General features: G+C 75.5%; 20 protein-coding genes. 15 read left to right on the plus strand and 5 right to left on the minus strand.

Translation table 11 applies throughout. From position 1 onward, the window contains the following. Positions 1-35 precede the first annotated feature (35 nt). Together ACLWS4_RS10470 and ACLWS4_RS10475 are read right to left on the minus strand one after the other, a co-directional pair. Positions 36-515, minus strand: coding sequence for an SgcJ/EcaC family oxidoreductase (locus ACLWS4_RS10470; protein ID WP_416873880.1), 480 nt, complete (start codon positions 513-515; stop codon positions 36-38). A gap of 34 nt (positions 516-549) precedes the next feature. Then, positions 550-1,269 carry a TioE family transcriptional regulator gene (locus ACLWS4_RS10475; protein WP_416873881.1) on the minus strand — a complete coding sequence of 240 codons (720 nt, stop codon included), beginning with the start codon at positions 1,267-1,269 and terminating at the stop codon, positions 550-552. Positions 1,270-1,415: 146 nt separating this feature from the next. Between ACLWS4_RS10475 and ACLWS4_RS10480 the strand changes: the two genes are divergently transcribed. Then, entirely contained in the window at positions 1,416-2,570 is a 1,155-nt protein-coding gene (locus ACLWS4_RS10480; RefSeq protein WP_416873882.1) for an erythromycin esterase family protein, read from the plus strand. On the opposite strand, the gene ACLWS4_RS10485 is transcribed toward ACLWS4_RS10480, so the two are convergent. Continuing rightward, positions 2,483-3,598 carry a LysR family transcriptional regulator gene (locus tag ACLWS4_RS10485; protein ID WP_416873883.1) on the minus strand — a complete coding sequence of 372 codons (1,116 nt, stop codon included), beginning with the start codon at positions 3,596-3,598 and terminating at the stop codon, positions 2,483-2,485. The genes ACLWS4_RS10480 and ACLWS4_RS10485 overlap by 88 nt on opposite strands. 71 nt (positions 3,599-3,669) lie before the next feature. Between ACLWS4_RS10485 and ACLWS4_RS10490 the strand changes: the two genes are divergently transcribed. The 8 genes from ACLWS4_RS10490 to ACLWS4_RS10525 all read left to right on the plus strand — a co-directional run bounded on the left by ACLWS4_RS10490 (position 3,670) and on the right by ACLWS4_RS10525 (position 19,047). After that, the gene (locus ACLWS4_RS10490; protein ID WP_416873884.1) at positions 3,670-4,335 is read left to right on the plus strand and encodes a maleylpyruvate isomerase family mycothiol-dependent enzyme; all 666 of its coding nucleotides are present in this window, start codon (positions 3,670-3,672) and stop codon (positions 4,333-4,335) included. A 159-nt stretch (positions 4,336-4,494) separates the two neighbouring features. Then, the gene (locus ACLWS4_RS10495; RefSeq protein WP_049659093.1) at positions 4,495-5,619 is read left to right on the plus strand and encodes a PP2C family protein-serine/threonine phosphatase; all 1,125 of its coding nucleotides are present in this window, start codon (positions 4,495-4,497) and stop codon (positions 5,617-5,619) included. Positions 5,620-6,030: 411 nt separating this feature from the next. Beyond that, positions 6,031-7,356 (plus strand): MFS transporter, encoded by a 1,326-nt coding sequence (locus ACLWS4_RS10500; protein ID WP_380778027.1) that lies wholly within the window; start codon positions 6,031-6,033, stop codon positions 7,354-7,356. Positions 7,357-7,496: 140 nt separating this feature from the next. Beyond that, positions 7,497-8,834, plus strand: coding sequence for a non-ribosomal peptide synthetase (locus ACLWS4_RS10505; RefSeq protein WP_416873885.1), 1,338 nt, complete (start codon positions 7,497-7,499; stop codon positions 8,832-8,834). A 352-nt stretch (positions 8,835-9,186) separates the two neighbouring features. After that, on the plus strand, positions 9,187-12,279 hold the full coding sequence (locus ACLWS4_RS10510) for a non-ribosomal peptide synthetase (RefSeq protein WP_416873886.1): 3,093 nt from the start codon (positions 9,187-9,189) through the stop codon (positions 12,277-12,279). Positions 12,280-12,333: 54 nt separating this feature from the next. After that, a complete protein-coding gene (locus tag ACLWS4_RS10515; RefSeq protein ID WP_416873887.1) occupies positions 12,334-14,199 on the plus strand; it encodes an amino acid adenylation domain-containing protein in 1,866 nt (621 codons plus the stop codon). A 76-nt stretch (positions 14,200-14,275) separates the two neighbouring features. Beyond that, the gene (locus ACLWS4_RS10520; RefSeq protein ID WP_416873965.1) at positions 14,276-16,192 is read left to right on the plus strand and encodes a non-ribosomal peptide synthetase; all 1,917 of its coding nucleotides are present in this window, start codon (positions 14,276-14,278) and stop codon (positions 16,190-16,192) included. After that, a complete protein-coding gene (locus ACLWS4_RS10525; protein ID WP_416873888.1) occupies positions 16,189-19,047 on the plus strand; it encodes a condensation domain-containing protein in 2,859 nt (952 codons plus the stop codon). The genes ACLWS4_RS10520 and ACLWS4_RS10525 overlap by 4 nt, the downstream gene beginning before the upstream one ends. A 56-nt stretch (positions 19,048-19,103) precedes the next feature. On the opposite strand, the gene ACLWS4_RS10530 is transcribed toward ACLWS4_RS10525, so the two are convergent. Next, entirely contained in the window at positions 19,104-19,586 is a 483-nt protein-coding gene (locus ACLWS4_RS10530) for a hypothetical protein (RefSeq protein ID WP_416873889.1), read from the minus strand. Positions 19,587-19,808: 222 nt separating this feature from the next. Here ACLWS4_RS10530 and ACLWS4_RS10535 point away from each other — a divergent pair, with 222 nt between their 5' ends. From ACLWS4_RS10535 to ACLWS4_RS10550, 4 genes are all read left to right on the plus strand, one after another. After that, the gene (locus tag ACLWS4_RS10535; protein WP_416873890.1) at positions 19,809-20,642 is read left to right on the plus strand and encodes an NAD(P)H-binding protein; all 834 of its coding nucleotides are present in this window, start codon (positions 19,809-19,811) and stop codon (positions 20,640-20,642) included. Between the two features lie 334 nt (positions 20,643-20,976). Continuing rightward, a complete protein-coding gene (locus ACLWS4_RS10540; protein WP_181970918.1) occupies positions 20,977-21,813 on the plus strand; it encodes an NmrA family transcriptional regulator in 837 nt (278 codons plus the stop codon). A gap of 179 nt (positions 21,814-21,992) precedes the next feature. Next, positions 21,993-22,595 carry a DUF1772 domain-containing protein gene (locus ACLWS4_RS10545; RefSeq protein ID WP_049653286.1) on the plus strand — a complete coding sequence of 201 codons (603 nt, stop codon included), beginning with the start codon at positions 21,993-21,995 and terminating at the stop codon, positions 22,593-22,595. A gap of 206 nt (positions 22,596-22,801) precedes the next feature. Then, positions 22,802-23,497, plus strand: coding sequence for a polysaccharide deacetylase family protein (locus ACLWS4_RS10550; RefSeq protein WP_049653289.1), 696 nt, complete (start codon positions 22,802-22,804; stop codon positions 23,495-23,497). Positions 23,498-23,646: 149 nt separating this feature from the next. On the opposite strand, the gene ACLWS4_RS10555 is transcribed toward ACLWS4_RS10550, so the two are convergent. Next, on the minus strand, positions 23,647-24,114 hold the full coding sequence (locus tag ACLWS4_RS10555; protein ID WP_310593231.1) for a DUF1772 domain-containing protein: 468 nt from the start codon (positions 24,112-24,114) through the stop codon (positions 23,647-23,649). A gap of 219 nt (positions 24,115-24,333) precedes the next feature. Between ACLWS4_RS10555 and ACLWS4_RS10560 the strand changes: the two genes are divergently transcribed. Both ACLWS4_RS10560 and ACLWS4_RS10565 read left to right on the plus strand, forming a co-directional pair. Further along, positions 24,334-25,341, plus strand: a complete 1,008-nt coding sequence (locus ACLWS4_RS10560) for an AraC family transcriptional regulator (RefSeq protein ID WP_049653291.1) — start codon at positions 24,334-24,336, stop codon at positions 25,339-25,341. An 84-nt stretch (positions 25,342-25,425) separates the two neighbouring features. Then, positions 25,426-26,019, plus strand: a complete 594-nt coding sequence (locus tag ACLWS4_RS10565) for a TetR/AcrR family transcriptional regulator (RefSeq protein WP_416873891.1) — start codon at positions 25,426-25,428, stop codon at positions 26,017-26,019. Positions 26,020-26,062: the final 43 nt, after the last annotated feature.

Raw genomic sequence — 26,062 nt, forward strand, 5'->3', positions numbered from 1 at the left:
CGGTGGAACCGGTGGCCGGCCGGCGGGCGCGTCGGTCAGTCGGTCAGCACACCGGTGTTCTGGCAGGCGTGCAGCAGCCACCGCCCGTCGTCCTGCCTGGTCATGACGTACAGCGGTGCACCCTCCGAGCCGCCGTCCGCGTCGCCGTTCGCCGAGTGGTAGACCTGGCGGACCTTGACGGCGGCCACGTCGGGGCGGAGGAACTGGATGTGCACCGGCTCGTACGTGACCCGGCCGTCCCAGGTCGCGGCGGGCAGGACGGCTCGGGTGAACTCGGCGATCGCGTCCAGGCCGAGGAGGACCTTGCCGTGCGCGGTGGTCCAGAGCGCCTCGGGGTGGAAGAGGGCGAGGAAGGCGTCCGGGTCCTTGGCACGTTGGGCGCGCTCGACGGCGGCCACGACCTGCTCGATGGCCGCGATGTCCGCGAGCTCGGTGTCGGACAGGGCGGCGTCGGAGGGGGCGCCGCCGGAAAGGGCGGTGTCGGCGGGCGCGGGCGTTGCGGATTCGGTGTTCATGAGGATCACTCTGGGACCTCAAGTTCCCTTGAGGTCAAGCCCGTCGGGGCACCTCGGGGCGCAGCGCCAGGTAGGTGTCGAGGCGGGCCGAAGCGGTGAGCATCGCGAGCCCCCGGGTGGTGAGGCGCTGTTGCCAGCCGTCGAGGGCGGCGGCCAGTTCGCCGGTGCCGCCCGCCGTGCGGATCTGCCGCAGCACGGTGGCGACGCGGTCCAGCAGGTAGCCGCCCCGGCGGAGCAGGTGGGCGAGTTCGGCGTCGCGGACGTCGGCCGGGAGGTAGCGGCGGTGGCCGGTGGCGCGGTCCCGGGCGGGGGTCAGGATTCCGGCGGCCTCCCAGGCCCGCAGGGTCGCGGGGGTGACACCGAGCCGGTGCGCGACCTCGCCGACGGAGCGGGGGCCGGGCAGTGCAGGAAGGGCGGGGCCGGGTGCGGAGCCGTCGCTCAGGTGGCCGACGGCCGCGCGGACGGCGGCGAGGGTCTCCCGGTCGCGCAGCAACTGGGCGTGGCCCCGGTCGAGTTCGGTGAGGGCGTCGCCGAGCCGGTCGGCGTGGACAGCGGTCATGACCGAGCCGGCGGTCGCGTGCCCGTATGCCGGGACGAGGGCGAGGTAGGCGCGCAGGGCGGCCGCGTGCGGCTCGGTGTAGATCCGGTACCCGGTGGGTGTGCGGTCGGCGGGCGGGAGGTAGCCGTCGCGCTCGTAGTTGCGGATGGCCTGGGTCGAGATGCCGTGCTCGCGAGCGAGGTCGGCGGGTCGCATGGTCGTCTCCGTTCGGGGTCGGGCGGGCGTTCGGAGTCGGCCGATGGTTCAGGGCCGTTTGAGGCTTTCGGCCACAGTTGGGCAATGCCTGGGCGGTGGTGGAGGGAAAAGTTTCAACCGTTCTTTCAAGGATACGCTTGAGGTTCATGAACCAGGACATCAACGATTTCGTCCCCCCGGCGTGCGAGCTTCTGGGCCTCGGTGAGCCGACGCACCAGGAGCCGGCGTTCGGGCGGGTCCGCAACGAACTGTTCGCCCGGTTGGTCGACCGGGGTTTCCGGTCGATCGCCCTGGAGACCGACCGGGTGGCCGCGTTCGCCGTGGACGCCTACGTCCGGGAGGGTGTCGGCACCCTCGACTCGGCGCTGGAGGAGGGCTTCACCCACGGCTTCGGGGAGCTCGAGCCAAATCGCCGACTCGTCGCCTGGATACGGGAGTTCAACCGGGACCGGGCGTCCGGTGCGCAGCTGTCCTTCCATGGCTTCGACATCCCGACCGAGAACACCAGCGCCCCCAGCCCGCGCCGCTACCTCGAACACGCCCGCGACTACCTGGGGCTCGACCTCGACCTCGCCGGGGTGGCGGGCGAGGACGAGCGCTGGAGCCGCACGGAGGCGGTGACGGATCCGGCTCGGTCGCCGGGTGACAGTGCCGAGGCCGTGCGGCTGCGCTGCCTCGCCGACGACCTCCTCCTCCAACTCCACATGCGGGCACCGGCATTGATCGCCAAGACCTCGTCCGCCGAGTGGTACGCGGCCCGCACCCGGCTGACCGCCGGGATCGGACTGCTGCGCTACCACGCGCAGTCGGCGGTCTGGGGCCTCGATCAGAGCGCCCGGATCAGCGCCCTGTCCGGCGTGCGGGACGCGCTGATGGCGCAGAACCTCCTCGACATCCGCGCGATCGAGGCCGAGCGCGGACCGACCCTGGTCTTCTCCCACAACCTGCACCTGCGGCGGAACCCGAGCGCCTGGTCGTCGGGCGAGCTGGACTGCCGCTGGATCGGCGCGGGCCACATCGTGGGCACGCTGCTGGGCGAGCGGTACGCCTTCGTCGCCGGGAGCCTGGGGCGCAGCGAGGCGATCGGGCTGGCCGAGCCGGCGCCGGGGACGTACGAGGCCCACCTGCAGGGGCGGGGCGCGGCCTGGGAGTTGACGGACACGGCGCTGCCGGCCGGGGTCCGGACGCGCACCGACACCGTCCCGCGGCAGGGCTACTTCCCGCTCGACCGGGAGGTGCTCGACGGTGCGGCCGCGCTGCTGCACATCGCCGACGGCGCGGCGGTACCGGCCGGAGCCTGAACGGGGGCCGGAGCCTGAGCGGCGGCCGGTCCCGGGTAGGCCCGCCGCAGGTGGGCCACCAGGGCGGCGGTCGGCGGTGAGGCGGGCTGCCCGGTCGGCCAGGTGAGCGCGATCCGGACCCGGGGGACGGGTCCGGTGAGCGGGCGCACCCGCAGACCGGGCAGCGGGCCCGGGTCCGGCAGGACGGCGACGCCCAGCCCGTGTGCGGCGAGTTCGGCCAGCTGCGGTGGCGCGGCCGCCTCGACGCCGACCGCCGGATCGACACCGGCCTCGGCCAGGGCGCACTCCAGCGCGGTGCGCAGACCGGTGCCGCGCGGGGTGCTGACCAGGGCGTGCCCGGCCAGCTCGGCGACCGGGAGCGCGCTCCGGTCCGCACCGGGGACACCGGGGCCAGCGCCAGAGCCCGGACTATCGGCGGAACCCGGGCCCGTACCCGCCGCGAGCGGGTGCCCCGACGCGCAGGCCGCGACCAGCGGGACCTCCAGCACGGTGTGCAGCGCGAGCCCGGTCAGCGCCGACCAGCCGTCGTCGCCCTCCCGCCCGCTCGCCGGGGCGGGCAGGCCGACGACGGCGAGGTCCAGCCGGCCGTCGCGCAGGGCGTCGAGCATCCGCGCGGTGGTGTCCTCGGTGAGCGAGAAGTCGATGCCGGGGTGCTCCTGGCGGAACGCCGCGAGCGTGGTGGCGAGTCCGGGGAAGGTCCCCAGCTCGGCCGGCGGGGTCAGGGCCGCCCCGGCGACCATGCCCAGGCGCACGTGCCCGCGCCGCAGCCCGCCGAACTCCTGGGCCGTGCGGCGGGCCGCGGCCGCGGCGGCGAGCGCCGCCCGGGCGTGCGGCAGGACCGCCTCGCCGACCGGGGTGAGCCGCACGGTGCGCCCCGAGCGGTCGAACAGCGGGTGGCCCAGCTCCCGTTCCAGTTGCCGGATCTGGGAGCTCACCCCGGGCTGGCTCAGGTGCAGCAGCTGCGCGGCCCGGGTGAAGCTGCCGTGCTGGGCGACGGTGACGAAGTACTGGAGCTGCCGCAGTTCCATAACTCCTGATCATAGGTGCCAGAACTTCCCGGTCTTGGACGGGCGTACGGTTCCGGCCGCAGGCTGGACGCATGGAAACCGTGCCGCAGGACCAGGACGCCGGGCAGATCCGGTGGATCCGTGCGCAGATCGCGGCCGAGCGCCGCGAACTCGCCGCCGTGTTCGCCGCCTTCACCCGGGAGCAGTGGAACTCGCCCTCGCTGTGCGCGGGTTGGCGGGTCCGCGAGGTGGCCGCGCACCTGAGCACCGGCTTCCGGCACTCGACGGCGCGCACGCTCCTCGAACTCGCCCGCTCCGGCGGCAACGTCCACCGGATGGCCGACCGGATCGCCCGCCGTGACGCCGCCGCCCTGAGCGAGCGCGAACTCGTCGCCGCCATGGCCGATCACGCCGACCACCCCTGGCGCCCGCCGGTCGGCGGCCGGATCGCGGCGCTCGCCCACGACGCCGTCCACGGTCTCGACATCACCGTGGCGCTCGGGCTGCCGGCCCGGCTGCCGGTGGCGCGTACGACCGCCCTGCTGGCCGGTGTCTCACCCCGCACGCTGCGGTTCTTCGGGGCGCGGGTGGACGGGGTCCGGCTGGAGGCGACGGACGCGGAGTGGTCCTACGGGCACGGTCGGCTCACCGTGGAGGGGAGTGCGGAGCACCTGCTGCTGGTGGCGTACGGGCGCCGGGTGCCGGAGGGGCTGCTGGCCGGGTCCGGCGCGGGACGGTTCACGGCGGGCGGTGCGTAGCGGGCACGTGAGCGGTGCCCCACCGGCGGGAGGTGCTCCACCGGCGGGAGGTGTTTCTCGGCCACCGGCGAGGGCGGCCGTCATGCGGGCCTCCGGGGCCCGTGGCTACGATCGGAAGGAGCACTTCCGGATGGTGGCGAGACGGAAGCCAGGTCGCCGATGGCCCCGAGGTCCGTGCAGTGGCCGCCGTACGTGCGGGTCGCGCCGTGGTTGCTGACCGTCGGCGGGCTGGTGTGGAACGCGCTGGACCCGACCGACTACTGGGGCGATCCGATGCTGGCGGCGGCCGCCGTGCTGGCGGGGGCGCTGCTGATGCTGGGGGACACCGTCGCGGTGGGGGCGGCCAACGCGCTGGGCATCCTGGTGCTGTCCGCCCGGGACGGGTCGCTCGGGACCCGGGCCGGCTTCCTGGAGCTGGGGAACACGGTGTTCGCGGCGCTGCTCGGGATCGCGGTGAACCGGGTGGTGGCCCGGCACGGGCGGCGGTTGGAGCGGGTGCGTTCGGTGGCCGAGGCGGCGCAGCGGGCGGTGCTGCCGGAGCCGCCCGCGCGGGTGGGGCGGCTGTCGGTCGCGGCCTGCTACCGGGCCGCCCAGGACGAGGCGCTGATCGGCGGGGACGCGTACGCGCTGCAGGTCACCCCGTACGGCGTGCGCGGGCTGATCGCCGATGTGCGGGGCAAGGGGCTGCACGCGGTCGGCGCCGTGTCGGTGCTGCTGGGCGCCTTCCGGGAGGGCTCGCACCGGCTGCCGGACCTGGTCGCGCTCGCGGACGCGCTGGAGGACTCGCTGCTGCGGGAGAGCGAGCGGATGAGCGAGGAGCTGCGCTTGGAGGGGTTCATCACCGCGCTGCTGGTGGAGTTCCCGCCGGGGGAGGAGAGCGTGCGCACGCTCGACTGCGGGCACCCCGGCCCGTACCTGCTGGGCCCGTACCCGCCGGGCGGGGCCGCGCCCCGGGTGCGCCGGCTGGACGCGGCGGACCCGGGGCTGCCGCTGGGGATGGGCGGGCTGGGCGTGGCGCGTCCGCTGCCGGAGGGGCGGCCGTTCCCGGCCGGGTGCACGCTGCTGCTGGTGACCGACGGGGTCACCGAGGCCCGGGACGCGGCGGGGGAGTTCTACGACCCGGTGCTCGGCCTGGCGCCGCTGGGGCCGTTCACCGGGCCGGGGGAGGTGCTGGACGCGCTGGTGGCGGACGTCGAGCGGTGGACGGGAGGGCCCCGGGACGACGACATGGCGGTGCTGGCGATCACCCGCCGCGCGGAGCCGGGGGCGGACAGTCGGCGCTGAGGGTCGAGGGCGGCGGCCGGCGGACCGGTTCGCGCCGGGGGCGGCTCGTATCCGCCCTGTGATCCCCTTCTACGGCTCGCTTCGGTCACGCCGGTATCACGATGAGGTGACGGTAGGGCTGCACTCCATGGAATCCGGCCAAGTTGAGCGCCTCCGTCCGGTGGCCGGAAAGGTCCCGTCCGAATAGCGGACGTCGAAATGGACCGGCGGGCCCCGGGGTGATCAAGGTGCCCGTCGGGCCGCGCCGCCTTGGCCGAGGGGCGCCGTCGGCGGCGCGGCCGCGCGGGACGCGTCCATAAGGAGCGCGCAAGGGTCCGGCGGGCGAGTGGCGGGATTCGGCCGACCTGCGGTCCGTCCGGAAACGGACCCGGTGCTTGCCCGGTGTCGAAGGGGTGACCGAGAGTCGCACCAATGAACGAGAAGCCCAGCTCCCGCCAGGCCCGTCTGCTCGGCCACCGCGATTTCCGGCTCCTGCTGACCGGAGCCGCGGCGGCCCAGACGGGCACTCAGGTCACCCTGGTGGCCCTTCCCTTGGTGGCGGTGATGGTGCTCGACGCCACGCCGTTCGAAGTCGGCCTGCTGACCGCCGCCGAGACCGCCGCCTTCCTGCTCATCGGCCTCCCTGCGGGCGCCTGGCTGGACCGGATGCGCAAGCTGCCGGTCCTGATCAGGGCCGACGTGGTGCGCTGCCTGGCCGTGGGGTCGATCCCGCCGGCCGCCGCGCTCGGCGTGCTGACCATGCCGCAGCTCTACCTCGTGGCACTGGTCACCGGGGTGGCGACGGTGTTCTTCGACGTCGCCCACCAGTCCTTCCTGCCCGCCGTCCTGCCGCGCGAGCAACTGGTCGGCGGCAACGGAGCGTTGGAGACGGTCCGCTCCTCGGCGCAGATCGCCGGGCCGGGCCTCGGCGGCGGGCTGGTCCAGCTGCTCGGGGCGCCGCTCGCCATCGTGGCCGACGCCTGCGGCTACCTCGTCTCCGCGCTGCTGCTCGGCCGGATCAAGGTCGAGGAGCAGCGGCCGGAACCCGAGCCGGGGCGCTCGCTGCGCGCCGAGGTCGGGGAGGGTGTGCGGTTCGTGCTCGGCCACCCGCTGCTGCGGGCGATCGCGACCGCCACCGCCACGTCCAACCTGTTCTCCGCCGTGCTGACCGCCGTGCAGACGGTGTTCTGGGTACGGGTGCTCGACCTGTCGCCGGGCGCCATCGGCGTGCTGCTGTCGGTCTCCGCCCTCGGCGGACTGGCCGGCGCACTGTGCGCCGGGCAGCTCGCCCGGTGGATCGGGCAGGCCCGGCTGATCTGGCTCTCCACGCTGGTGACGGCACCGTTCGCGATGCTGTGGCCGCTGTCCGGCGGTGGCGCGGGCGTGGTGCTGTTCGGCCTGGCCTCCGGGGTGGTGCTGTTCGGCGCGGTCGCCTACAACGTCGCCCAGGTCAGCTTCCGGCAGAGCCTCTGCCCGCCGGAGCTGCTCGGCCGGATGAACGCCACCATGCGCTTCCTGGTGTGGGGCACCCTGCCGATCGGCGCCCTGGTCGGCGGCGTGGTCGCCGACGCGGCCGGGCCGCGCGCCGCGCTCTGGGTCTGCGCCGTCGGCTTCCTGCTGGTGCCGCTGCCGCTGCTGCTCTCCCCGCTGCGGCGGATGCGCGAGCTGCCGGACCCGGACCGTACGGCGGGGCCGGGCGCGGGCGAGGGCGCGGACGTCAGCGAGGAGGAGAGCGCCGTGAGCCCGGGGGTGTCCTGACCCGCCTGCCTGTCTGTCTGCCCGTCTGCCTGCCCGCCTGCCCGTAGCAACCGGACCTGAGCAACGCCCCGATCGATCACCTCGACCGATCCCGACCGATCCCCGACCCGAGCCGCGACCGGAAACCGGAGACCGTTCCCGTGCACGCCAGCATCACCGCCGCCTACCTCGCCCGGTACCGCTCCGCCGCCGCCGAATCCCCGGTGGAGCTGCTCCCGCTGACCGGCGCCCAGCGACGGTTCCTGATCACCCGCCGGCTCACGCCGCAGAGCCGCAGCGACATCGTCCCGCTGATGTTCGCCTACCCGCGCGGCACCCTCGACCTGGAGCGGCTGGCCCGCGCCGCCACCGCGGTGGCCGCCCACCACCCGGCGCTGTGCGGAGGCTTCGCCACCGTGCGCGGCACACCCGTGCTGCGCGCCGGCGGCCCCTCCGCCGAGGCCGCCCGGATCCCCGTCGCCCCCGGCGGCACCGCCCGCGCCGCGCTGCGCGAGGCCCTGCTGGACTGGCCCGCCGACGGGCCCGCGCTGCGCCTGCTGGTGGCCGCGGACCCGGACGGGGAGCCGTCCGCGGACCCGTCCGGGGCCGAGGAACTGCTCGTCGTCGCACTGGACCACGCCGCCTGCGACGAGCAGTCGCTCGGGGTGCTCACCGCCGAGCTCAGCGCCGCGTACGAGCAGGACGAGACTCCCGCGGCCGGGCCCACCCCCCAGGCGCTGGCCGACTACCGGCAGGCCGTCGAGCTGCAGTTGGACGCCGAGGACGCCGCCGGCGGCCCCGCCGCCCAGGCCTACTGGGGCCGCCGGCTGGGCGGCCTGACCGGGGCGGGCGGCAGCGCGGCCACGTCCACCGGCATGCTCACCGAGCGGCTGCCCGCCGCCGAGGGCGCCGCCCGCGGCGCCGTCTTCCCGGCCCTGCTGGACGCGGTCGGCTCGGCCCTGCACCGGCTGCACCGGACGGAGGGGCTCTCCCGGCCGGAGACCGGGGGAGGGGCGCTCGCGCTCGGCTACCCGTGGGGCGGGCGGCCGGCGGGCGCTCCCGCCGCACTCGGCTGCTTCCTCAACACCCTGGTGCACCCGGCGACTCCGGGGCCGGTCGCGGACCTGGACGCGCTCGCGGACGCCTGGTGGGACGACCTGGACCAGGCCGGCACCCCCTTCGACGAGGTGGTCCGCGCCGCCCGCACCGCCGGGGCCCCGTGGTCGGGCGCCCTGGACGGCCTGCTCACCCTGGACGACCTGCACCGCCGCCCACCGCTGGTGCTCGGCGGCACCCCCGGCCGGGAGGCCCCGCTGGACGGGCGCCCGCTCGCCGCGCCGATGGCCGTCTCCGCCTCGCACGGCGACGACCTGCTGGTCCGGCTGGCCTGGGACCGCGACCGCTTCCCCGAGGCCGACGCCCACGCGGCCTTCGACGACCTGCTCGCCGTGCTGCGGCACCACCTGCCCGCCCGGCCGAGCCCGGCACCGCAGGCCTGAACCCGCCTGCCCCGCAGGCCCGACACCGCACGTCCGACACCGTACTTCCGAGACCGTACTTCCGACGCCGCCCGCCCGAGACCGTACGCCCGGAACCACCCGCCCGGGACCGTACGTCCGAGACCGAGACCGTACGCCCGAGACCGCGGGCGCCGAACTCCCACCCAGGATCCCGAACGGCGGATCCGCCATGCCCGTCCGCGCGCGTCCGACACGTCCCCGGACGGGACCCCCGGGCCCCGGGCCGCACCTCACCCCGGTGCGGCCCGGCCACCGGCCGGTACGGGAACACCCCACGCCCGCTTCCGGCCACCGCAGTGCCGACACAGCCCACCACACAAGGGAATCGACGATGTTCGCACTCTCTCCGTCACAGGAGATCGTCTGGCTGCACGAGCAGATGCTGCCGGGCAGCCGCGCCTACAACTTCACCGCCGTCCTCGACCTGTGGGGCGCTCTCGACCGGGACGCGCTGCACACCGGTCTGGCCGCCGTGCTGGCCCACCACCCGGGTCTGCGACTGGAGTTGGTGCCCAGCCCGGAGGGCCTGCCCGGCCAGCGGGTCGCCGAGGACTGCGAACCGGAGCTGCGCCACAGCGACTTCGCCGCCGAGCAGGACCCGGAGGCCGCCTTCCAGCGGCTGCTCGCCGCCGAGGCCGAGGAGCCGCTGGACACCGGCCGGGCGCCGGTGCTGCGCTGGCACCTGGTCCGGCTCGGCGAGGACCACCACCGGCTGATCCACGTCGAGCACCACCTCGTCCACGACGGCCACTCCTTCGCGATCCTGCTGCGCGACCTGTTCACCGTCTACCGCGCCACCGTCCTCGGCGAGCCGTACCACCTGCCCGTCGCCCCCTCGTACGAGGACCACGCCCGCGCCGCCGCCGACCTCCCCCGGGACCGCGGCCTCGACTTCTGGACCAGGGAGCTGGCCGACGCGCCGCGCGAGGTCACCCTGCCCGGGCTGGCCCGGCCGCGCGCCGAACGGCGCCACCACGGCGGCCAGTTGCGCCAGTCGATCGGCGCCGACCTGGCCGGGCGGCTGCGCGAGCGCAGCAAGGCGGACGGCCACACCCCGTTCAGCACCCTGCTCGCCCTGCTCGCCGAACTGCTGCGCCGGCACAGCGGCCACCGCGAGCTGGTGATCGGCACCGCCGTCGGCAACCGCCCGGAGGGCTTCGAGGGCACCGTCGGCATGTTCGTCAACACCGTCCCGCTGCGCCTGCGGCTCGACCCGACGGTCCCCGGCACCGAGGCCGTCGACGAGGTGACCGACGTCCTGCTGCGCGCGCTGCCGTACCAGGACCTGCCGGTCCAGGAGCTGACCCGCCGGCTCGGACTGCACACCAGCGGCGCCGACAACCCGCTGTTCAACGTGATGTTCAGCGCGCACGACGCGGCGCTGCCCGACGTCCAGGCACCCGGTCTCGAGGTCTCGCTGTACGAGGGCTTCAACACCGGCACCACCCGCTTCGACCTCGACCTGGTGCTGCTGCCCGACGACCGCCGGGTGGTCGGCGAGAAGCACGGCGCAGCCGGGATGACCCTGGTCTGGGACTACGACGCCGACCTGTTCCGCGAGTCCGACGCGGTGCTGCTGTCCGAGCGGCTGCTGGAGCTGCTGCGCTGCTACCTGGACCGCCCGCAGACGCCGATCGCCGACCTGGCCCCCGCACCCGAGGCCGCGCAGGCCACCCCGGTCGCCCCGGTCACCCCCGCCGTGCTCGACCCGGCCGCCGCCCACGACCCGGCCTCGCTCGCCCTGCTGGCCGGCACCGAGCGGATCAGCTACGGCGAACTCGACCGCCGGGTCACCGAGTTGGTCGAGCGAATGAGCGCCGCCGGCGTCACCCCCGGCCAGCCGGTCGCCGCCGTGCTGCCGCGCGGCGCGGACAGCGTGGTCGCGCTGCTCGCCTGCCTGCGCCACGGCGCCGTGTACGCGCCGCTGTCCACCGAGGACCCGGCCGCCCGGCTCGGGCTGCTGCTGGAGCGGCTGAGCCCGGCGCTCGTCCTCACCACCCGGCAGAGCGCGTCGGCACTGCCGGAGGAGGGCGTCACCCCGGCGCTGCTGGACGGCCCCGAATTCCCGAAGGCCGAGCCCGCCGCCGTGCTGGACGGCGCCGCGTACGTGATCCACACCTCCGGCTCCACCGGCGTCCCCAAGCCCGTCCTGGTCGGCCGCGAGGCCCTCACCGGGTACGTCGCCGCGATCGTCGACCGCTACCGCCTCACCTCCGCCGACCGGGCGCTGCTGTTCGCCCGGCCGTCCTTCGACGTGGCCCTGGAGGAGGTGCTGCCCGCCCTCGCGGCCGGCGCCGCCCTCGTCGTGCCGCAGCGCGAGGTGCCCACCGGGCCCGAGCTGGTCGCCGTGCTGGCCGCCCGCGGCGTGACCGTCGCCAACCTGCCGACCAGCTACCTGCTCGCCGTCCGCGAGGACCTGCGCGCGGCGCTGGACGACGGCCGCTGGGCGCCCCGGCTGCTGGTGCTCGGCGGCGAGCGGCTGCCCGCCCGGGCGCTGACCGGCCTCACCGGGGCCACCACCGTGCTGAACGCCTACGGCGTCACCGAGGCCACCGTCACCTCCACCGTGTACGAGATCACCGCCGCCGACGTCGCCGAGGACGGCGAGATCCCGCTCGGCGCCGAACTCGACGGCGTGAGCGTCCACGTCCTGGACGACACCCTGCGCCCGCTCGCCCCCGGCTCTGTCGGCGAACTCGTCGTCAGTGGCGGCCTGTTGGCCGAGGGCTACCTCGGCCTGCCGGAGCCCACCGCGGCCCGCTTCACGACCGTGCCCGCGCTCGGCGGCGCCCGGGTGTACCGCACCGGCGACCGCGGCTACCGCGACCTGGACGGGCGGCTGTGCTTCCTCGGCCGCGCCGACAACCAGGTCAAGCTGCGCGGCCACCGGATCGAGCTGGAGGAGATCGAGGCCGCCGCCTCCGCCGAACTCGGCGGCCGCTCCTGCGCGGTGCTGCTGCACACCGACCCGCGGACCGGCCCCCGCCTGGTCGGCTTCCTGGAGGGCGCCGACCGCCCCGACCAGGCCGCCCTGCACGAGGCGCTCGCCCGCCGGCTGCCCGGCGGACTCGTCCCGGCGAGCTGGACGGCCGTCGCCGCGATGCCGACCCTGCCCGGCGGCAAGCCCGACCGCGCCGCCCTCGCCCGCCTGGTGGAGCAGACCCCGGAGCCGCAGGAGGACGCGTCGGGCGAGTTCGCCGACCCCGGCCAGCGGCTGATCGCCGCCGCCTGGCGCGAGGTGCTCGGCCACGACCGCTTCACCGCGGACTCGCACTTCTTCGAGGTCGGCGGCCACTCGCTGCTCGCCGCCCAGCTCGCCGCGTACCTGGAGCCCCACCTCGGCAGCCGCCCGCCGCTGCGCACCCTGTTCCGCCACGCCGTGCTGGCCGACCAGGCCCGCGCCCTCGCCGCGGGCGCCAAGTGAACGCGCCTTCCAAGGCATCGAACTGACGGCTCGTCACTTTCTGTGGAGATGATGATGGAACACCTTGGCACGGAACTCCGGAGCACGGACAGCCCGAGTGCGGGCAACCCGGGTACGGACAGCCCGAGTACGGACGGCCTGAGCATCGGCTACGGCCGCCCGCACCAGGACGGCGCGGTGCTCGACCTGTTCACCGCCTGGGCGCACCGCACCCCCGACGCCCCCGCCCTGATCGACGGCGAGCAGGTCTACAGCTACGCCGAACTCGACCGCCTCGCCGACACCGTGGCCGAGGCGCTGCGCGGCAGGGTCGGCCCCGGCGACCTGCTCGGCGTCTGCCTCGCCCACTCGGTCTCGCTGGTCGCCGTCACCCTGGCCGCCGCCAAGCTCGGCGCCGTCCACCTGCCGCTCGGCCCGCGCCCCGGCGAGCGCCGGCTGCGCGCCGTCGCCGAGCAGCTGCGCCCGGCCTGCCTGGTCGGCGAGCCGGACCTGCTGCCGCCCGGCGGCGAGCGGCTGCCGCTGGACCTGCCCACCGCCGGCGTGGTGGCCGCCCTGACCTCCGGCGGGCAGGTGCGCGTCCCGGTCGGCACCCACTACGCGGTGCTCACCTCCGGTTCCACCGGCACCCCGAAGGCCGTCGCCGTCACCGAGCCCGCGCTCGGCGCGCTGCTGCAGTGGTACCGCGGGGCGACCGGCCTCGGCCCCGGGGAGCGGCACAGCCTGCTGATCGGCGTCGCCTTCGACCCGCACGTGCAGGAGCTGTGGGCCGGCCTCACCTCCGGCGCGGCCCTGGTCGTCGCCCCCGAGGCGGTCCGCTGGGACACCGGCGCGCTCACCGACTGGTGGCGCGAGGCCGGCATCACCGTGTCCATCCTGCCCACCCCGCTGGCCGAGCCCGTCCTCGGCCGGCCCTGGCCCGCCGGGCTGGCGCTGCGCCACCTGGTGATCGGCGGCGACCGGCTGCGCCGCGCCCCCGGGCCCGACGTCACCGCGACCGTCCACAACGCCTACGGCCCCGCCGAGGCCACCGTCACCACCACCATGCACACCATGGCCCCCGGCGGGGACCACGGCGCCGGCGCCCCGCCGATCGGCCTGCCGATCGACGGCGTCGTCGTCCTGGTCACCGACGAGGACGGCCGTCCGGTACCGCGCGGCACGGCCGGCGAGCTGCGGATCGGCGGCCGCGGCCTGGCCGCCGGGTACCTCGACCCCGAGCTGACCGCCCGCCGCTTCGTCGACGCGCCCGCCGGCGTGGTCGGCACCGACCGGGTCTACCGCACCGGCGACCGGGTGGTGATGCGGCCGGACGGCGTACTGGAGTTCCACGGCCGCCTCGACGACCAGGTCAAGGTCAGCGGCGTGCGGATCGAACCCGCCGAGGTCGAGGCCGCCTTCGAGCGCGACCCGCAGGTGCGCCGGGCGGTGGTCGCCGCCGAACAGGCGCCGACCGGCGGGGTCCGACTGCTGGCCTTCGTCCACGCCGAGGACGGCGCCGACCCGGCGGCGCTGCTCGACTCCGTCCGGCCCTGGCTGCCCGAGCAGGCCGTGCCCTCCGCCGTCCACCTGGTGGAGCGCTTCCCGCTGGACGCCAACGGCAAGGTGGACCGCCAGGCCCTGCTGGCCGACGTGGCGGTGCCGGACGCGGTCGTGGCGGACGCGGTGGAGGAAGGGCGCGGCCCGGTCGAGCGGACCGTGCTGAAGCTCTGCCGCGAGCTGATCGGCCGCGCCGACCTCGGCCCCGAGGACAACTTCCTGGCCGCGGGCGGCAATTCGCTCGCCGCCGCGAGACTGCTGGAGGCCCTGGAGAACGAGTACGGCGTCCGGCTGCGCGCCCCCCTGGTGCTGCGCCAGCCCGACCTGCGGGCCGTCGCCCGGCTGGTCGAGGAACGGGTGGCCGATCTGGCCGCGACCGCCTGACCCCGCCCGAACCTCCTCAGCGGGGCGCCCCGGCCCACCCGGCCGGGGCGCCCGGAAGGGAACCACCGTGACCACCATGTCCTCGCCCGCCGCGGCCCGGTCTGCTGCGACCGACCAGCTGGCCCTGACCGACCTGCCCGCCCTGGTCGCCCGGCAGGCCGAGAGCCGGCCCGACGCGCTCGCCGTGACCGACGGCTCCACCGTCCTCACCTACCGCGAACTCGTCGACGCCGCAGGCCGGTTGGCCGCCGTCCTGGCCGCCCGGGGGATCGGCCCCGGCAGCGCCGTCGGCCTGCTGTGCGCCCGCTCGACCCGGTACGTCGTCGCCCAGCTCGCCGTCTGGCGGGCCGGCGCCCTGGCCGTCCCGATCGACCCGGCCTACCCGCGCCCGCGGATCGCCGAACTCACCGCCGACGCGGACCTCCGGCTCGTTCTCGGTGACAAGGGGCTGCTCGCCGAGGCCGGGCTCCCCGAGGAGCTCACCCTGGTGCTGACCGAGCGCGGCACCGAGGCCACCGACGGCACGGCGCCCGACGCCGCCGACCCGGCCGCGCCCGCCCTGCTCTACTACACCTCCGGCTCCACCGGCCGCCCCAAGGGCGTCCTCGTCCCGCACCGCGCCGTCGCCGACCTGGTCACCGCCGAGGACGCCGTCGTCCTCGGCCCGCGCGACCGGGTGCTCTTCCATTCCACCGTCTCCTTCGACGGCGCCACCTTCGAACTGTGGGCCCCGCTCGCCCGCGGCGCCGCCGTGGCCGTCTCCCCGAGCGAGCGGCCCAGCGCCGAGGACCTGGTCCGCGACGTCGAGAGCTTCGGCGTCACCACCGTCTTCCTCACCACCGCGCTCTTCCACCACCTGGCCGCCCGGCGCTCCCGGATCTTCGGCGTGCTGCGCACCCTGGTCGTCGGCGGCGAGGCGATCTCCGCCGAGCACGCGGGCGCCGTGCTGCGGGCCTTCCCCTGGCTCGAACTGGTCAACGGGTACGGGCCGACCGAGGCCACCACCTTCACCACCGTCCACCGGGTCACCCCGGCCGACTGCGCCGGCTCCGTCCCGATCGGCCGGACCTTCGGCGGCGCCCGCGCCTACGTCCTGGACGAGGGCCTCGCGCCGGTGGCGCCGGGCGCCGTCGGCGAACTGTGGATCGCCGGCGACCGGCTGGCCCTCGGCTACCTCGACCGGCCGGAGCTGACCGCCGAGCGCTTCCGCGAACTGCCGGGCATCGGACGCGCCTACCGCAGCGGCGACCGGGTCGCCCAACTGCCGGACGGCTCCCTGGAGTACCACGGGCGCACCGACGACCAGGTCAAGGTACGGGGCTACCGGATCGAACCCGGCGAGGTCGAGCACGCGCTGCTCCAGCTGTCCGAGGTCGCCGAGGCGGCGGTCGTGGTCCGCCGGGCCGGGCAGCCCGACGCCGCGCTCACCGCCTGCCTGGTGCTCGCCGAGGGCACCCGCCCGGCCGTCGAGGCGCTGCGCGCCCGGCTGGCCGAGCAGCTGCCCGCCCACCTGGTGCCCACCGCCTGGACCGTGCTCGCCGCGCTGCCGCTGACCGGCAGCGGGAAGGTGGACCGGCGGGCACTGGCCGCCGACGAGCGGGCCGGGGCGCACCCGGCCGGGGACGAGACGGCCGTCGACGGGGCGGCCGACGCGCACCCGCCCGTGAACGAGACGGCCGACGCGCACCCGGCCGGCGGCGGGCCGACCGGGGCACACCCGGCCACCGGCGCCGGCCTCGGCCCGATCCAGCAGGTCGTCGCCGAGGCGTGGAGCCGGGCCCTGGAACGCCCGATCACCGACCCGGCCGCCGACTTCCTCGCCGAGGGCGGCCACTCGCTGCTCGCCATGTGGGTGGTGGACGACCTGCGCGAGGACCTCGGGGTCGAGCTGTCGCTCGCCGACTTCCTCGCCCACCCGACCGTCGCCGCCCAGGCCGACCTGCTGGAACGCGCCCTGCGGGCCGCCGACGACACCCCCGGAGCCGACCGATGAGCACCGTCGACCAGACCGACCTGCTGCGCCGCGCCCGCGGCCGCCGCACCGCCACCGCCCCCTCCCGACCCGTCGCGCCCGGCGGCCCGGCCGCACCCGCCGAGCCGGCCCCGCTCTCGCACGCCCAGCAGCGGATGTGGCTGATGGACCACCTCGGCCAGGGCGGCGCCCTCTACAACGTGCCGATCGCCACCCGGCTGCGCGGCCCGCTCGACCAGGCCGCCCTCGCCGCCGCGATCACCGGCCTGACCGAGCGGCACGCCGTCCTGCGCACCCGCTACCCGCGCCGGGGCGACCAGCCCTACCAGCAGACCGACCCGGTCGCCCCGGTGCCGCTGCCGGTGCTGGACGCCACCGGCCCCGAGCAGCTCCTCGCCGAGGCCGCCCGCCCGTTCGACCTCGCCGCCGGCCCGGTGCTGCGCGCCCTGCTGCTGCGGCACGGTCCCGAGGACCACACACTGCTGCTGACGATCCATCACATCGCGGTGGACGGCGGCTCGCTGCCGTTCATCGCCTCGGACATCGCCGCGCTGTACCGCGCCGAATGCGAGGGGGTTCCGGCCCAACTCCCGTCGATGGCCCCCTCGTACGCCGACTACGCCCGCCAGGAGCGAGCCCGGGAGGCCGAGTTGACGGCCGCCGCCGACACCCTCGCGGCCGGTCTGTCCGGAGCCCGGCCGCTGTCGCTGCTGCGGCCCGTCCCACCCGGCGCCCGCGAGCGCCGCGCCGCCCTGCACGCCGCCCCGGTGGACCCCTCCGTGGTGGAAGGGCTGCGCGTCCTCGGCGCGCGGCACGGCGCCACGCTGTACACCGTCGTCCTGGCCGCCGCGTTCGCCGTGCTGCGCACCGCCTCCGGGCAGGACGACCTCGTCCTCGGCTGCGCCAGCGGCCACCGCGCGCGGCCCGAGTTCCGCCGGACCGTCGGCCTCGCCGTCAACACCCTCGCCGTGCGGACGAATCCGTCCGGAGACCCGTCGTTCGCCGAACTGCTCGGTCTCGTCCGCACCGCCCTGCTCGACGCCCAGCAGCACCACGAGGTGCCGTTCGACCTCGTGGTCGAGCGGCTCGGCGCGGCCTCGCGCGGGGCGGACGGCACCCCGCTGCTCTCGGTCAGCTGCGACCTGCTCCGGATCGCCGACCCGCTGGTGCTGCCCGGCCTCGACACCGAGAACGTCGAACTCGATCTGGGACTGGCCAAGTTCGGCCTCACCCTGCTGCTGGAGGACGGCCCGCGGCCGCGCGTCCTGGTCCAGCACGACCGGGACGCGCTGGACGCGACCACCGCCGCCCGGCTCGCCGACGCCTTCGCCGCGCTGCTCACCGCCGTGGCCGGCAACCCGGACCTGGCGCTGTCCGCACTGCCCGGCGAGCGGCTGGCCGCCGCCGAACACCCCGTGGCGGCCGCCCTCACGGCCGATCCCGCGGTGGTCGAGGCGGCCGTCGTCGAGCACCCCGACGGCCCGCCGCTCGCCTACGCGGTGGTGCGCGGGCCCGTCGCGCCGACCGGCAGTGCCCTGCGGGCCGCCCTGCGCGGGCACCTGCCGGCCGCCGAACTGCCGCGTGCGGTCACCCTGCTGGACCGGCTGCCCCGCCTCCCGGACGGCACCCCGGACCGCGACCGGCTGCCCGGCGCGGGCCCGCAGCCCGGCACCGCCGCACTTTCCGGCACCGCTCCGCTGTCCGGTGCCGCTCCGCTGGAGGGCGGCCCGCTGGACGTCGTCCGGCAGGCGTTCGGCGAACTGCTCAGCGCGACCCCGCCCGCCGACGGCGACTTCTTCGCCCTCGGCGGCCACTCCCTCATCGCCGTCCAGCTCGCCGAACGCCTGCGCACCCGCACCGGGCTGCCGCTCACCGGCCTCGACATCCTGGAGCAGCGCACCCCGCGTGCCCTCGCCGCCCTGCTCGCCACCCGCGCGGACGAGCGCAGCGCCGCCCTCGCCCAGGCCGGCGCCCGCCCGCGGAGCACCGGTGCCCGCACCGGCACCGTCCTGCTCACCGGTGCCACCGGAGGGGTCGGCGCGGCCGTGCTCCAGGAGCTGATGGCCCAGGGCCGGCCGGTCCGGGTGCTTGTCCGGCCCGAGTCCGCGCACCTGCCCGCGCTGAACGGCGCCGAGGTGGCGGAGGGCGACCTCGGCGACCTCGACAGCCTGCGCCGGGCCGTCGAAGGCGTCGACGCTGTCATCCACTCCGCCTGCACCTTCACCGACCACGCCACCGACCTCGCCGCGATGCGCGCGCTGGTCGACGGCTGGCGGGGCGGCCCGTTCGTCTTCGTCAGCAGCATCGACGCGTACGGCCGCCCGCCGGGCACCGAGGTCCCCGAGGGCGGCCCCAGCAGCGCGCCGGTCACCCCGTACGGGCAGGCCAAGCTGGACAGCGAGCGGATCCTCTTCGAGGCCGCCGCCACCGGCCGCGGCCAGGCCGTCGCCGTCCGCGCCCCGATCGTCTGGGGCCCGCACCACCGCCTGCGCGACCAGCTCCGCTGGGGCTCCACCGGCGCCCTCTACCAGGCCGCCCTGGCCGGACGCCCGATCGGCCTGCCCGCCGACGACGAGTGGTACGGCGCGTCCTGGGTGCACGCCGCCGCCCTGGCCCGCGCCCTCACCGCCTGCCTCACCCCCGACCACCCCGCCGCCGGCCGGGTCGTCAACGCGGTGAGCGGACACGTCTCCTGGCCCGAGTTCACCGCGGAACTGGTCCGCCTGCTCGGCTCCGACAGCCCCATCGCCACCGCCCCCGACGCCGACGAGGACCTCCGCCGCCCCTGGCACTACCGCGCGGACACCCTGGCCGCTCCCCTCGCCCCCGAACCCGGCGAGGACTGGCGCAGCGTCCTGGCGGCCATGGTCCGCTGAGCCCCCGCCGCGGGCGGAGGAGTCCGGTTCGCCGGACACCTCCGCCCGCGGCGCTGCTACTCCAGCAGCCATTCGACCCCTTCCTCCGGCACCCACGGGAAGGGCACCTCGGGCCACTGCGCCGCCGCCCACGCGTCGAGGTCGACCGCCATGACGGCGTCGATGAACTCGGTCGGCGGCCGGTAGTCGTGCGCGGTGATGTAGTGGGTGATCAGGAACGGTGCCGCATAGGCGATCGGCGGCGCGCCCGGGATCCGGATCTCGCCGTTGCCCTCCGGGTACTCGTCGCCCGGCGGGCACAGGTCGCAGTCGTGCAGCCCGAGGCAGACGTTCATCCACTGCACCTGTTGGACGGCCCTCAGCTTCGCCGTGAACTCGGCGGGCACCTTCCCGGTCGGATAGGGCTGGCCGGCCTCCAGCCAGCCGACGTTCAACCGGGTGTAGGCGGGGCGGTACCAGAGGGCGCGGAACCCGGGCTCCGGCTCGTCGAAATAGTCCTTGGCGTTGTAGGTGTACTCGGTCAGATCTTCGTAGAACACCGAGGCATCATGCCCGACCGGTCTCCACCGCCCCCTACCGGACCTGTCGTAGCCGGGCCGTGGCGACATCGCGGGTGCGCCGTGCGCGGTCGCGTTCGGGGAGCAGGCTCAGGACCTCGTGCGGCTGCTGCCGGGTGCCTCCTCGGCGATCTACTTGACCTCAAGTCGGCTTGAATTCCTAGCCTTCCCTCCGACCAGTCGTCAGATGACAGGAGAAGGCCCATGATTCTTGTGACCGGAGCCACCGGGAACATCGGACGCGCCCTGCTGGAGGACCTGCGGGCGCACGGGGCGGGTCCCCTCCGAGCCCTCACCCGTGACGCCGCCCGGGCCCGGTTCCCCGAGGGGGTGGAGGTGCGCGAAGGCGACTTCGCCGACCCGGCCGCCCTGGCGTCCGCCCTCGACGGGGTGCGCTCGCTGTTCCTGGTGTCGCGGATCGGCTCCGACGCCGAGATCCTCGCCGCCGCCCGCCGGTCGGGTGTCGAGCACGTGGTGCTGGTGTCGTCCATCACCGTCCAGACGCATCCGCACCTGGGCCCCGCCCGCGAGAACGCCGCCGTCGAGCGGCTGCTCATGGACAGCGGCATGGCGTGGACGGTGCTCCGGCCGACGCAGTTCGCCTCGAACGCCCTGTGGTGGGCGCCGGCGATCCGCGAGCGCCGGACGGTCCGCGTGCCGTACGCGGACACCGGGCTGCCCACCGTCCACCCCGCGGACATCGCGGCGGTGGCGCGCGTGGCGCTCACCGAACCCGGCCACCGGGGACGGACCTACGCGCTGACCGGCCCGCGGCGGGTGACGGCCCGGCAGCAGCTGGAGGCCGTCGCGGCGGCCCTGGGGCGGGAGGTGCCCGTCGCGGAGACCGGCCGCGCGGAGGCCCACCGGGAACTGTCCGCGCTCCTGGGGGCCGAGGCCGCGGACGCGGTGCTGGACGTGACGGGCGGCGACGTCAACGACGAGCTGCTCGAGGTGCGCGACACCGTCGAAACGGTCACCGGATCCCCCGCCAGGCCCTTCCACCGCTGGGTCTCCGAGAACATCGCCGCCTTCCGCTGAGCCGCCCCCCGGCAGCGCCCCGCCCGGCACCGGGTGCTCAACCGATGGCCACCACCCGGGCCCACTCCGGCGGAGTGTCCGGCCGGATGCTCAAGGGCTGCTGGAGGAGGGGTCGAGACGGGTGGTTCGTGGGGGCTTGGGTGTGTTCTGGTGGAGGGCGGAGGGGGCGCGGCGGGGGTGTAGACGCTCGCGCATGGAACTGAGTGCGGAGGCTATGGTTCGCCGGCCCGGAGTGGCCTTGACTGGTGAGCACAAGGACGGACGCGCAGGGTTCACGAACACCGGCGGGTCCGCCGATCCGAACAGGCTCCTACTCCGAGTGAGGGTGATTGTGATGGCTGGTGTGGTGGATCTCGCGGTCGAGTCCGGTGTCGTGCTGGTGGTCGGTGGGACGGGGAAGACGGGTCGCCGGGTGGCGGACCGGCTGACGGCCCTGGGGTACGGGGTGCGGGTGGGGTCGCGTTCGGGTGCGGTGCCGTTCGACTGGCACGACGAGGGGACGTGGGAGGGGGCGTTGGAGGGTGTGAGTGCGGCGTATCTGACGTACTACCCGGATCTGGCGTTCCCGGGTGCGGTGGAGGCGGTGGGGGCGTTCTCGCGGTTGGCGGCGGAGCGCGGGGTGGGGCGGCTGGTGCTGCTGTCGGGGCGCGGTGAGGAGGCCGCGGAGGCGGGGGAGAAGGCGGTGATGGAGTCGGGGGCCGCGTGGACGGTGGTGCGGTGCGCGTGGTTCAACCAGAACTTCAGTGAGTCGTTCTTCCTGGAGCCGGTGCTGGCGGGGGAGTTGGCGTTGCCGGTGGGTGGTGCGGTGGAGCCGTTCGTGGACGCGGAGGACATCGCGGACGTGGCGGTGGCGGCGTTGACGGAGGCGGGGCACGCGGGGGAGGTGTACGAGCTGACGGGGCCGCGGCTGCTGTCGTTCTCGGACGTGGCGGTGGAGCTGTCGGCGGCGACGGGGCGTGAGGTGCGGTTCGAGGCGGTGTCGGAGGAGTCGTACCGGGGGGTGCTGGAGGCGGCGGGGCTGCCGGCGGACTTCGCGGAGCTGTTCTCGGTGATCCTGGACGGCCGCAACGCGTCGCTGGGCGACGGGGTGCGGCGGGCGTTGGGCCGCGAGCCGCGGGACTTCGCCGACTACGCCCGCGAGGCCGCCGCCTCGGGCGTGTGGAACGCGTGACCAGCCAGAAGGGCAACACCTGCCGTCCGTACGGCAGTCCACTTGATCGTCGGTGCCGGGCGGCGCCGACCGCCTGACCGAACACCCGGCCCCGGCCGGGAGCGGTGAGGAGGTCGGCGGCCCGGACACCGGGAGGGTCCCCGCGTCGGGCGGGGACCGGGGAGACCGAAGGAAAACCGATGCGCTCGAATCAGACCGCGACCCCTGCTTCCTACACCGCCGCACAGTCCTTCACCGGCCTCGCGCCGGGCGGTACGGCCCCGGCCGTGCCCGCCACCCGGAGCAAGGCCGCCGGGCCGCTCCTGGTGGGCGCCACCGTCGCGATGGGCCTGATGGCGGGCCTGTTCTTCGCCTTCGACGTCTCGGTGATGCCGGGCCTCGCGGCGGGCGACGACCACACCTACGTGGCGGCGATGCAGCAGATCAACAAGGCGATCGACGGGAACGGGCTGTTCGGCCTGGTCTTCGTCGGCGCGTTCCTCGCCACCGGCATCGCCGCCTGGCTCCAGCACAAGGCCGGCCGGCGCCAGGCCGCGCTCTGGGCGGCGGCCGCGACGGCGCTGTACGTGGTGGCGCTGATCGTCACCATGGGCGTCAACATCCCGCTCAACAACGAGCTGGCGGCGGCCGGCGACCCGGCGCAGATCCACGACCTGGCCGCCGTACGGGCCAAGTTCGCGGATACCTGGGTCCCGGTCAACATGCTCCGCACCGCGCTCTGCGCCGGCGGACTGTTCGCGCTGACCCGCTCCCTGGTGCTGCACGGCCGCGCGGGGCGCTGAACGCCGAACCCCCGCACCGCGCCCCCGGCGGAACCCCGCCGGGGGCCTCGGCATGTCCGATACCCGCGGTGCCCGGCGGTGCTCGCCACCCGGCGCACCCACTGGCCGGTTCCGTTCGCTCGCGATCGACGGAGGGTCGCGGCGGACGGCCCCTCAGGAGCAGACTGGCGGCCGGTGCACGGGAGTTCCGACCGCAGGGGGCAGACATGACCGTACGACCCGGCAGGCGAACGGCAGTCGGCAGGATCCGGACCGCGATCGGCGCGCTCGTCGTCGCCCTGGCGGCGGGAGCGGCGGTCGCCCTGCCCGCCACCGGGGCGGAGGCGGCCGGCGCCAACGGCGGCAAGGTGGTCTACCTGACCTTCGACGACGGCCCCAGCCCCGCCTACACGCCCAAGGTCCTGGCGACGCTCGCCCGGTACGGGGTGCGCGCGACCTTCTTCGAGATCGGGCAGAACGTCGCCGCCCACCCCTCGGTGACCGCGCAGGTCGCCAAGCAGGGCCACAGCGTGCAGAACCACTCCTGGTCGCACCCGGACCTGCGCAAGCTCTCCGCCGCCGCGCTCGACGCGCAGGTGGCCGACACCGACCGGGCGATCCGCGCGCGGACCGGCCGCACCCCGAGCTGCCTGCGCCCGCCGTACGGCGCGGTGAACAGCACGGTGCGCTCGAAGGCCGCGGCGCTCGGCAAGCAGGTCGTGCTCTGGTCGGTGGACCCGGCGGACTGGTCCCGCCCCGGCACGGCCGCGATCCGGTCACGGGTGCTGGACAACGTCCGTCCCGGATCGGTGGTCCTGATGCACGACGGCGGCGGCGACCGCAGTCAGACGGTGGCCGCGCTGCCGACGATCATCTCCACGCTCAAGGCGCGCGGGTACGGCTTCGCCACCCTCTGCGGCTGAGTCGGGCCGGCGGCAGAGGGTGGCGGGGGACGGGCGGCGCGCTGGGGCCGCCCGTCGAACGGGCTCGGCCCGGCTGCTGAGCGGGTCCGGGCCGGCCGTCGAAGGGGCTCGGCCCGGTCGGCTCCGCCCGTCGAGCGGGTCGGGGCCGGTCAGCTCTGCCCGTTGAGGATCAGTGCCCACGCGAGGCAGGCCAGCGCGCCGGTCGACAGCAGGGTGCGCAGCACGTTGAAGCGCACCCAGCGCGCCTCGAAGCGGCTGCGCACCGCGGCCGGGTCGGCGATCCGCTGGGGCGACCCGGCGGCCTCGAGCTCGTCGTTCAGCGGGATGTTGACCGAGCGGGTCACCCCGATCATCGCGATGTACAGCACGAGGGCGGCGATGGTCGCGGGCAGGACGTCGTGCCCGTCCGAGGGCAGGTGCAGGGCGACCGCGGCCGCGGTGGCGAGCAGGGCGCCGACGAAGCCGAGGACGAACCAGCCGTTCAGGATCGCCTTGTTGATGCGCTGCATGACCTCGATGAAGGTCCGGTCCTCGGCCCGCGCGAGCGCGGGCATGACCGAGCAGGAGAATCCGTAGAACAGTCCCGCGGTCAGTCCACAGGTGACAGTGGCCGCCACCAGGACGAGTGTGCGTGCCGTTTCCATCGTCGTGAGCCCCTCACTTCTCGCTGTCGGTACCGCTGTACTGCCGTACCGCCGTATCGCGTTCGCCGTGTCTCGGTCCATACCCCGTGGGCAGATCATCCGGCATCGGGGCGGTGCGGGCCACCTCGATCACTCAAGAGTCTCTCAAATGACGAAGCGTCAAATGATGTGCCGACGTCTACACTTGGCGGCATGGACACTCTGACGGGACTCCTCGACGGCCCCAAGGCCCGTGGCGCGTTCCTGCTGCGCTCCATCCTCACCCCGCCGTGGTCGCTGCGGATCGAGGACCGGGCCCCGCTCTCGGTCGTGACGATGGTCCGCGGCGACGCGTGGATCCTGCCCGAGCGCGGCACCCCGCTGCTGCTGCACCCCGGGGACGTGGCGATCGTGCGCGGCCCGGAGCCGTACACCGTGGCGGACGATCCGGACACCCCGGTGGACGTGATCGTCGGCCCGGGACAGGTCTGCACCAAGGGCGGGGTGGACGTCTCCGAGGTGATGTCGCTCGGCGTCCGGACCTGGGGCCAGGGGCGGGAGGGCGACCGGGCCTCCTCGGTGGTGCTGTCCGGCACCTACCAGGCCGAGCACGAGATCGGCCAGCGGCTGCTGGGCTGCCTGCCCGCACTGCTGGTCCGCCCGGCCGGCACCGGCGCCGACGACACCCTGGTGCACCTGCTGGCCGCCGAGATAGGGCGCAACGAGCCCGGCCAGGAGCTCGTCCTGGACCGCATCCTGGACCTGCTGGTGGTCTCCGTGCTGCGCTCCTGGCTGGCCGCCCCCGACTCCGGTGCCCCCGCCTGGTACCGCGCCCAGCACGACCAGGTGGTCGGCCCGGTGCTGCGGCTGATGCACGACGACCCGGCCACCGCGTGGACGGTCGCCGAACTGGCCCAGCGGGTCGGGGTCTCCCGGGCCGGCCTGGCCCGCCGCTTCACCGCCCTGGTCGGCGAGCCCCCGATGGCGTACCTGGCGGGCTGGCGCCTGGCGGTCGCCGCCGACCTGCTGCGCGAGCCCGAGTGCACCGTCGCCTTCGCCGCCCGCAAGGTCGGCTACAGCAACGCCTTCGCGCTCTCGGCGGCCTTCAAGCGGGTGCGCGGCGTCAGTCCGCAGGAGCACCGCCGGCTGGCCGCCACGGGCAGCCAGCCGCAGGCGGCGGGCTTCTCGGGGCCGGCGGAGACGGTGATCCTGGCGGGCTGAGCAGGTCGTTTCCATTTGCCTAAACCATTTAGGCAATCCCATACTGTCCGTAGGCCACCGACGCGACCGTACGGGAGAACGCACATGGCACGGGCAGGGCTGACCGTCGAACGCCTGGTCGTCGCGGGCGCCGAACTCGCCGACGAGGTCGGCTTCGACCAGGTGACCGTCGCCGCGGTCGCCCGCCGCTTCGGCGTCCGGACGGCCAGCCTGTACTCCCACGTCAAGAGCTCCCAGGACCTCAAGACCCGGATCGCCCTGTACGCCCTGGAGGAACTCGCCGACCTCGTCGCCGACGCCCTCGCCGGCCGGGCGGGCCGCGACGCGCTCGCCGCCTTCGCGGACGCCTACCGCGACTACGCGGCCCGCCACCCCGGCCGCTACGACGCCACCCGCCTGCGCCTGGACGCCGAGACGGCCGCCGCCAGCGCGGGCGTCCGGCACGCCCAGATGTCCAGGGCGCTCCTGCGCGGCTACGACCTGGGCGAGCCGGAGCAGACCCACGCGGTGCGGATGCTCGGCAGCGTCTTCCACGGCTACATCAGCCTGGAGGCGGCCGGCGGCTTCAGCCACACCGCCGTCGACGCGCGGCAGTCCTGGGACTGGATCATCGACTCCCTCGACGCGCTGCTGCGCTCGGGCGGAGTCCGTACGACCAGTCCGACCATCCGTCCATGAGCCCGGTCTGACGACCGGACGAACCGACGAACCGAAGAAGCAT

Source organism: Kitasatospora sp. SC0581 (assembly GCF_048159585.1).
In the GTDB taxonomy this organism is placed as follows: domain Bacteria; phylum Actinomycetota; class Actinomycetes; order Streptomycetales; family Streptomycetaceae; genus Kitasatospora.

Coding starts and splice junctions, on each gene's coding strand:
- ACLWS4_RS10510 (WP_416873886.1), top strand. CDS start 9,187: ATGTTCGCACTCTCTCCGTCACAGGAGATCGTCTGGCTGCACGAGCAG.
- ACLWS4_RS10560 (WP_049653291.1), top strand. CDS start 24,334: ATGGACACTCTGACGGGACTCCTCGACGGCCCCAAGGCCCGTGGCGCG.
- ACLWS4_RS10470 (WP_416873880.1), bottom strand. CDS start 515: ATGAACACCGAATCCGCAACGCCCGCGCCCGCCGACACCGCCCTTTCC.
- ACLWS4_RS10480 (WP_416873882.1), top strand. CDS start 1,416: ATGAACCAGGACATCAACGATTTCGTCCCCCCGGCGTGCGAGCTTCTG.
- ACLWS4_RS10550 (WP_049653289.1), top strand. CDS start 22,802: ATGACCGTACGACCCGGCAGGCGAACGGCAGTCGGCAGGATCCGGACC.
- ACLWS4_RS10520 (WP_416873965.1), top strand. CDS start 14,276: ATGTCCTCGCCCGCCGCGGCCCGGTCTGCTGCGACCGACCAGCTGGCC.
- ACLWS4_RS10535 (WP_416873890.1), top strand. CDS start 19,809: ATGATTCTTGTGACCGGAGCCACCGGGAACATCGGACGCGCCCTGCTG.
- ACLWS4_RS10485 (WP_416873883.1), bottom strand. CDS start 3,598: ATGGAACTGCGGCAGCTCCAGTACTTCGTCACCGTCGCCCAGCACGGC.
- ACLWS4_RS10475 (WP_416873881.1), bottom strand. CDS start 1,269: ATGCGACCCGCCGACCTCGCTCGCGAGCACGGCATCTCGACCCAGGCC.
- ACLWS4_RS10500 (WP_380778027.1), top strand. CDS start 6,031: ATGAACGAGAAGCCCAGCTCCCGCCAGGCCCGTCTGCTCGGCCACCGC.
- ACLWS4_RS10565 (WP_416873891.1), top strand. CDS start 25,426: ATGGCACGGGCAGGGCTGACCGTCGAACGCCTGGTCGTCGCGGGCGCC.
- ACLWS4_RS10495 (WP_049659093.1), top strand. CDS start 4,495: ATGGCCCCGAGGTCCGTGCAGTGGCCGCCGTACGTGCGGGTCGCGCCG.
- ACLWS4_RS10545 (WP_049653286.1), top strand. CDS start 21,993: ATGCGCTCGAATCAGACCGCGACCCCTGCTTCCTACACCGCCGCACAG.
- ACLWS4_RS10525 (WP_416873888.1), top strand. CDS start 16,189: ATGAGCACCGTCGACCAGACCGACCTGCTGCGCCGCGCCCGCGGCCGC.
- ACLWS4_RS10540 (WP_181970918.1), top strand. CDS start 20,977: ATGGCTGGTGTGGTGGATCTCGCGGTCGAGTCCGGTGTCGTGCTGGTG.
- ACLWS4_RS10490 (WP_416873884.1), top strand. CDS start 3,670: ATGGAAACCGTGCCGCAGGACCAGGACGCCGGGCAGATCCGGTGGATC.
- ACLWS4_RS10515 (WP_416873887.1), top strand. CDS start 12,334: ATGGAACACCTTGGCACGGAACTCCGGAGCACGGACAGCCCGAGTGCG.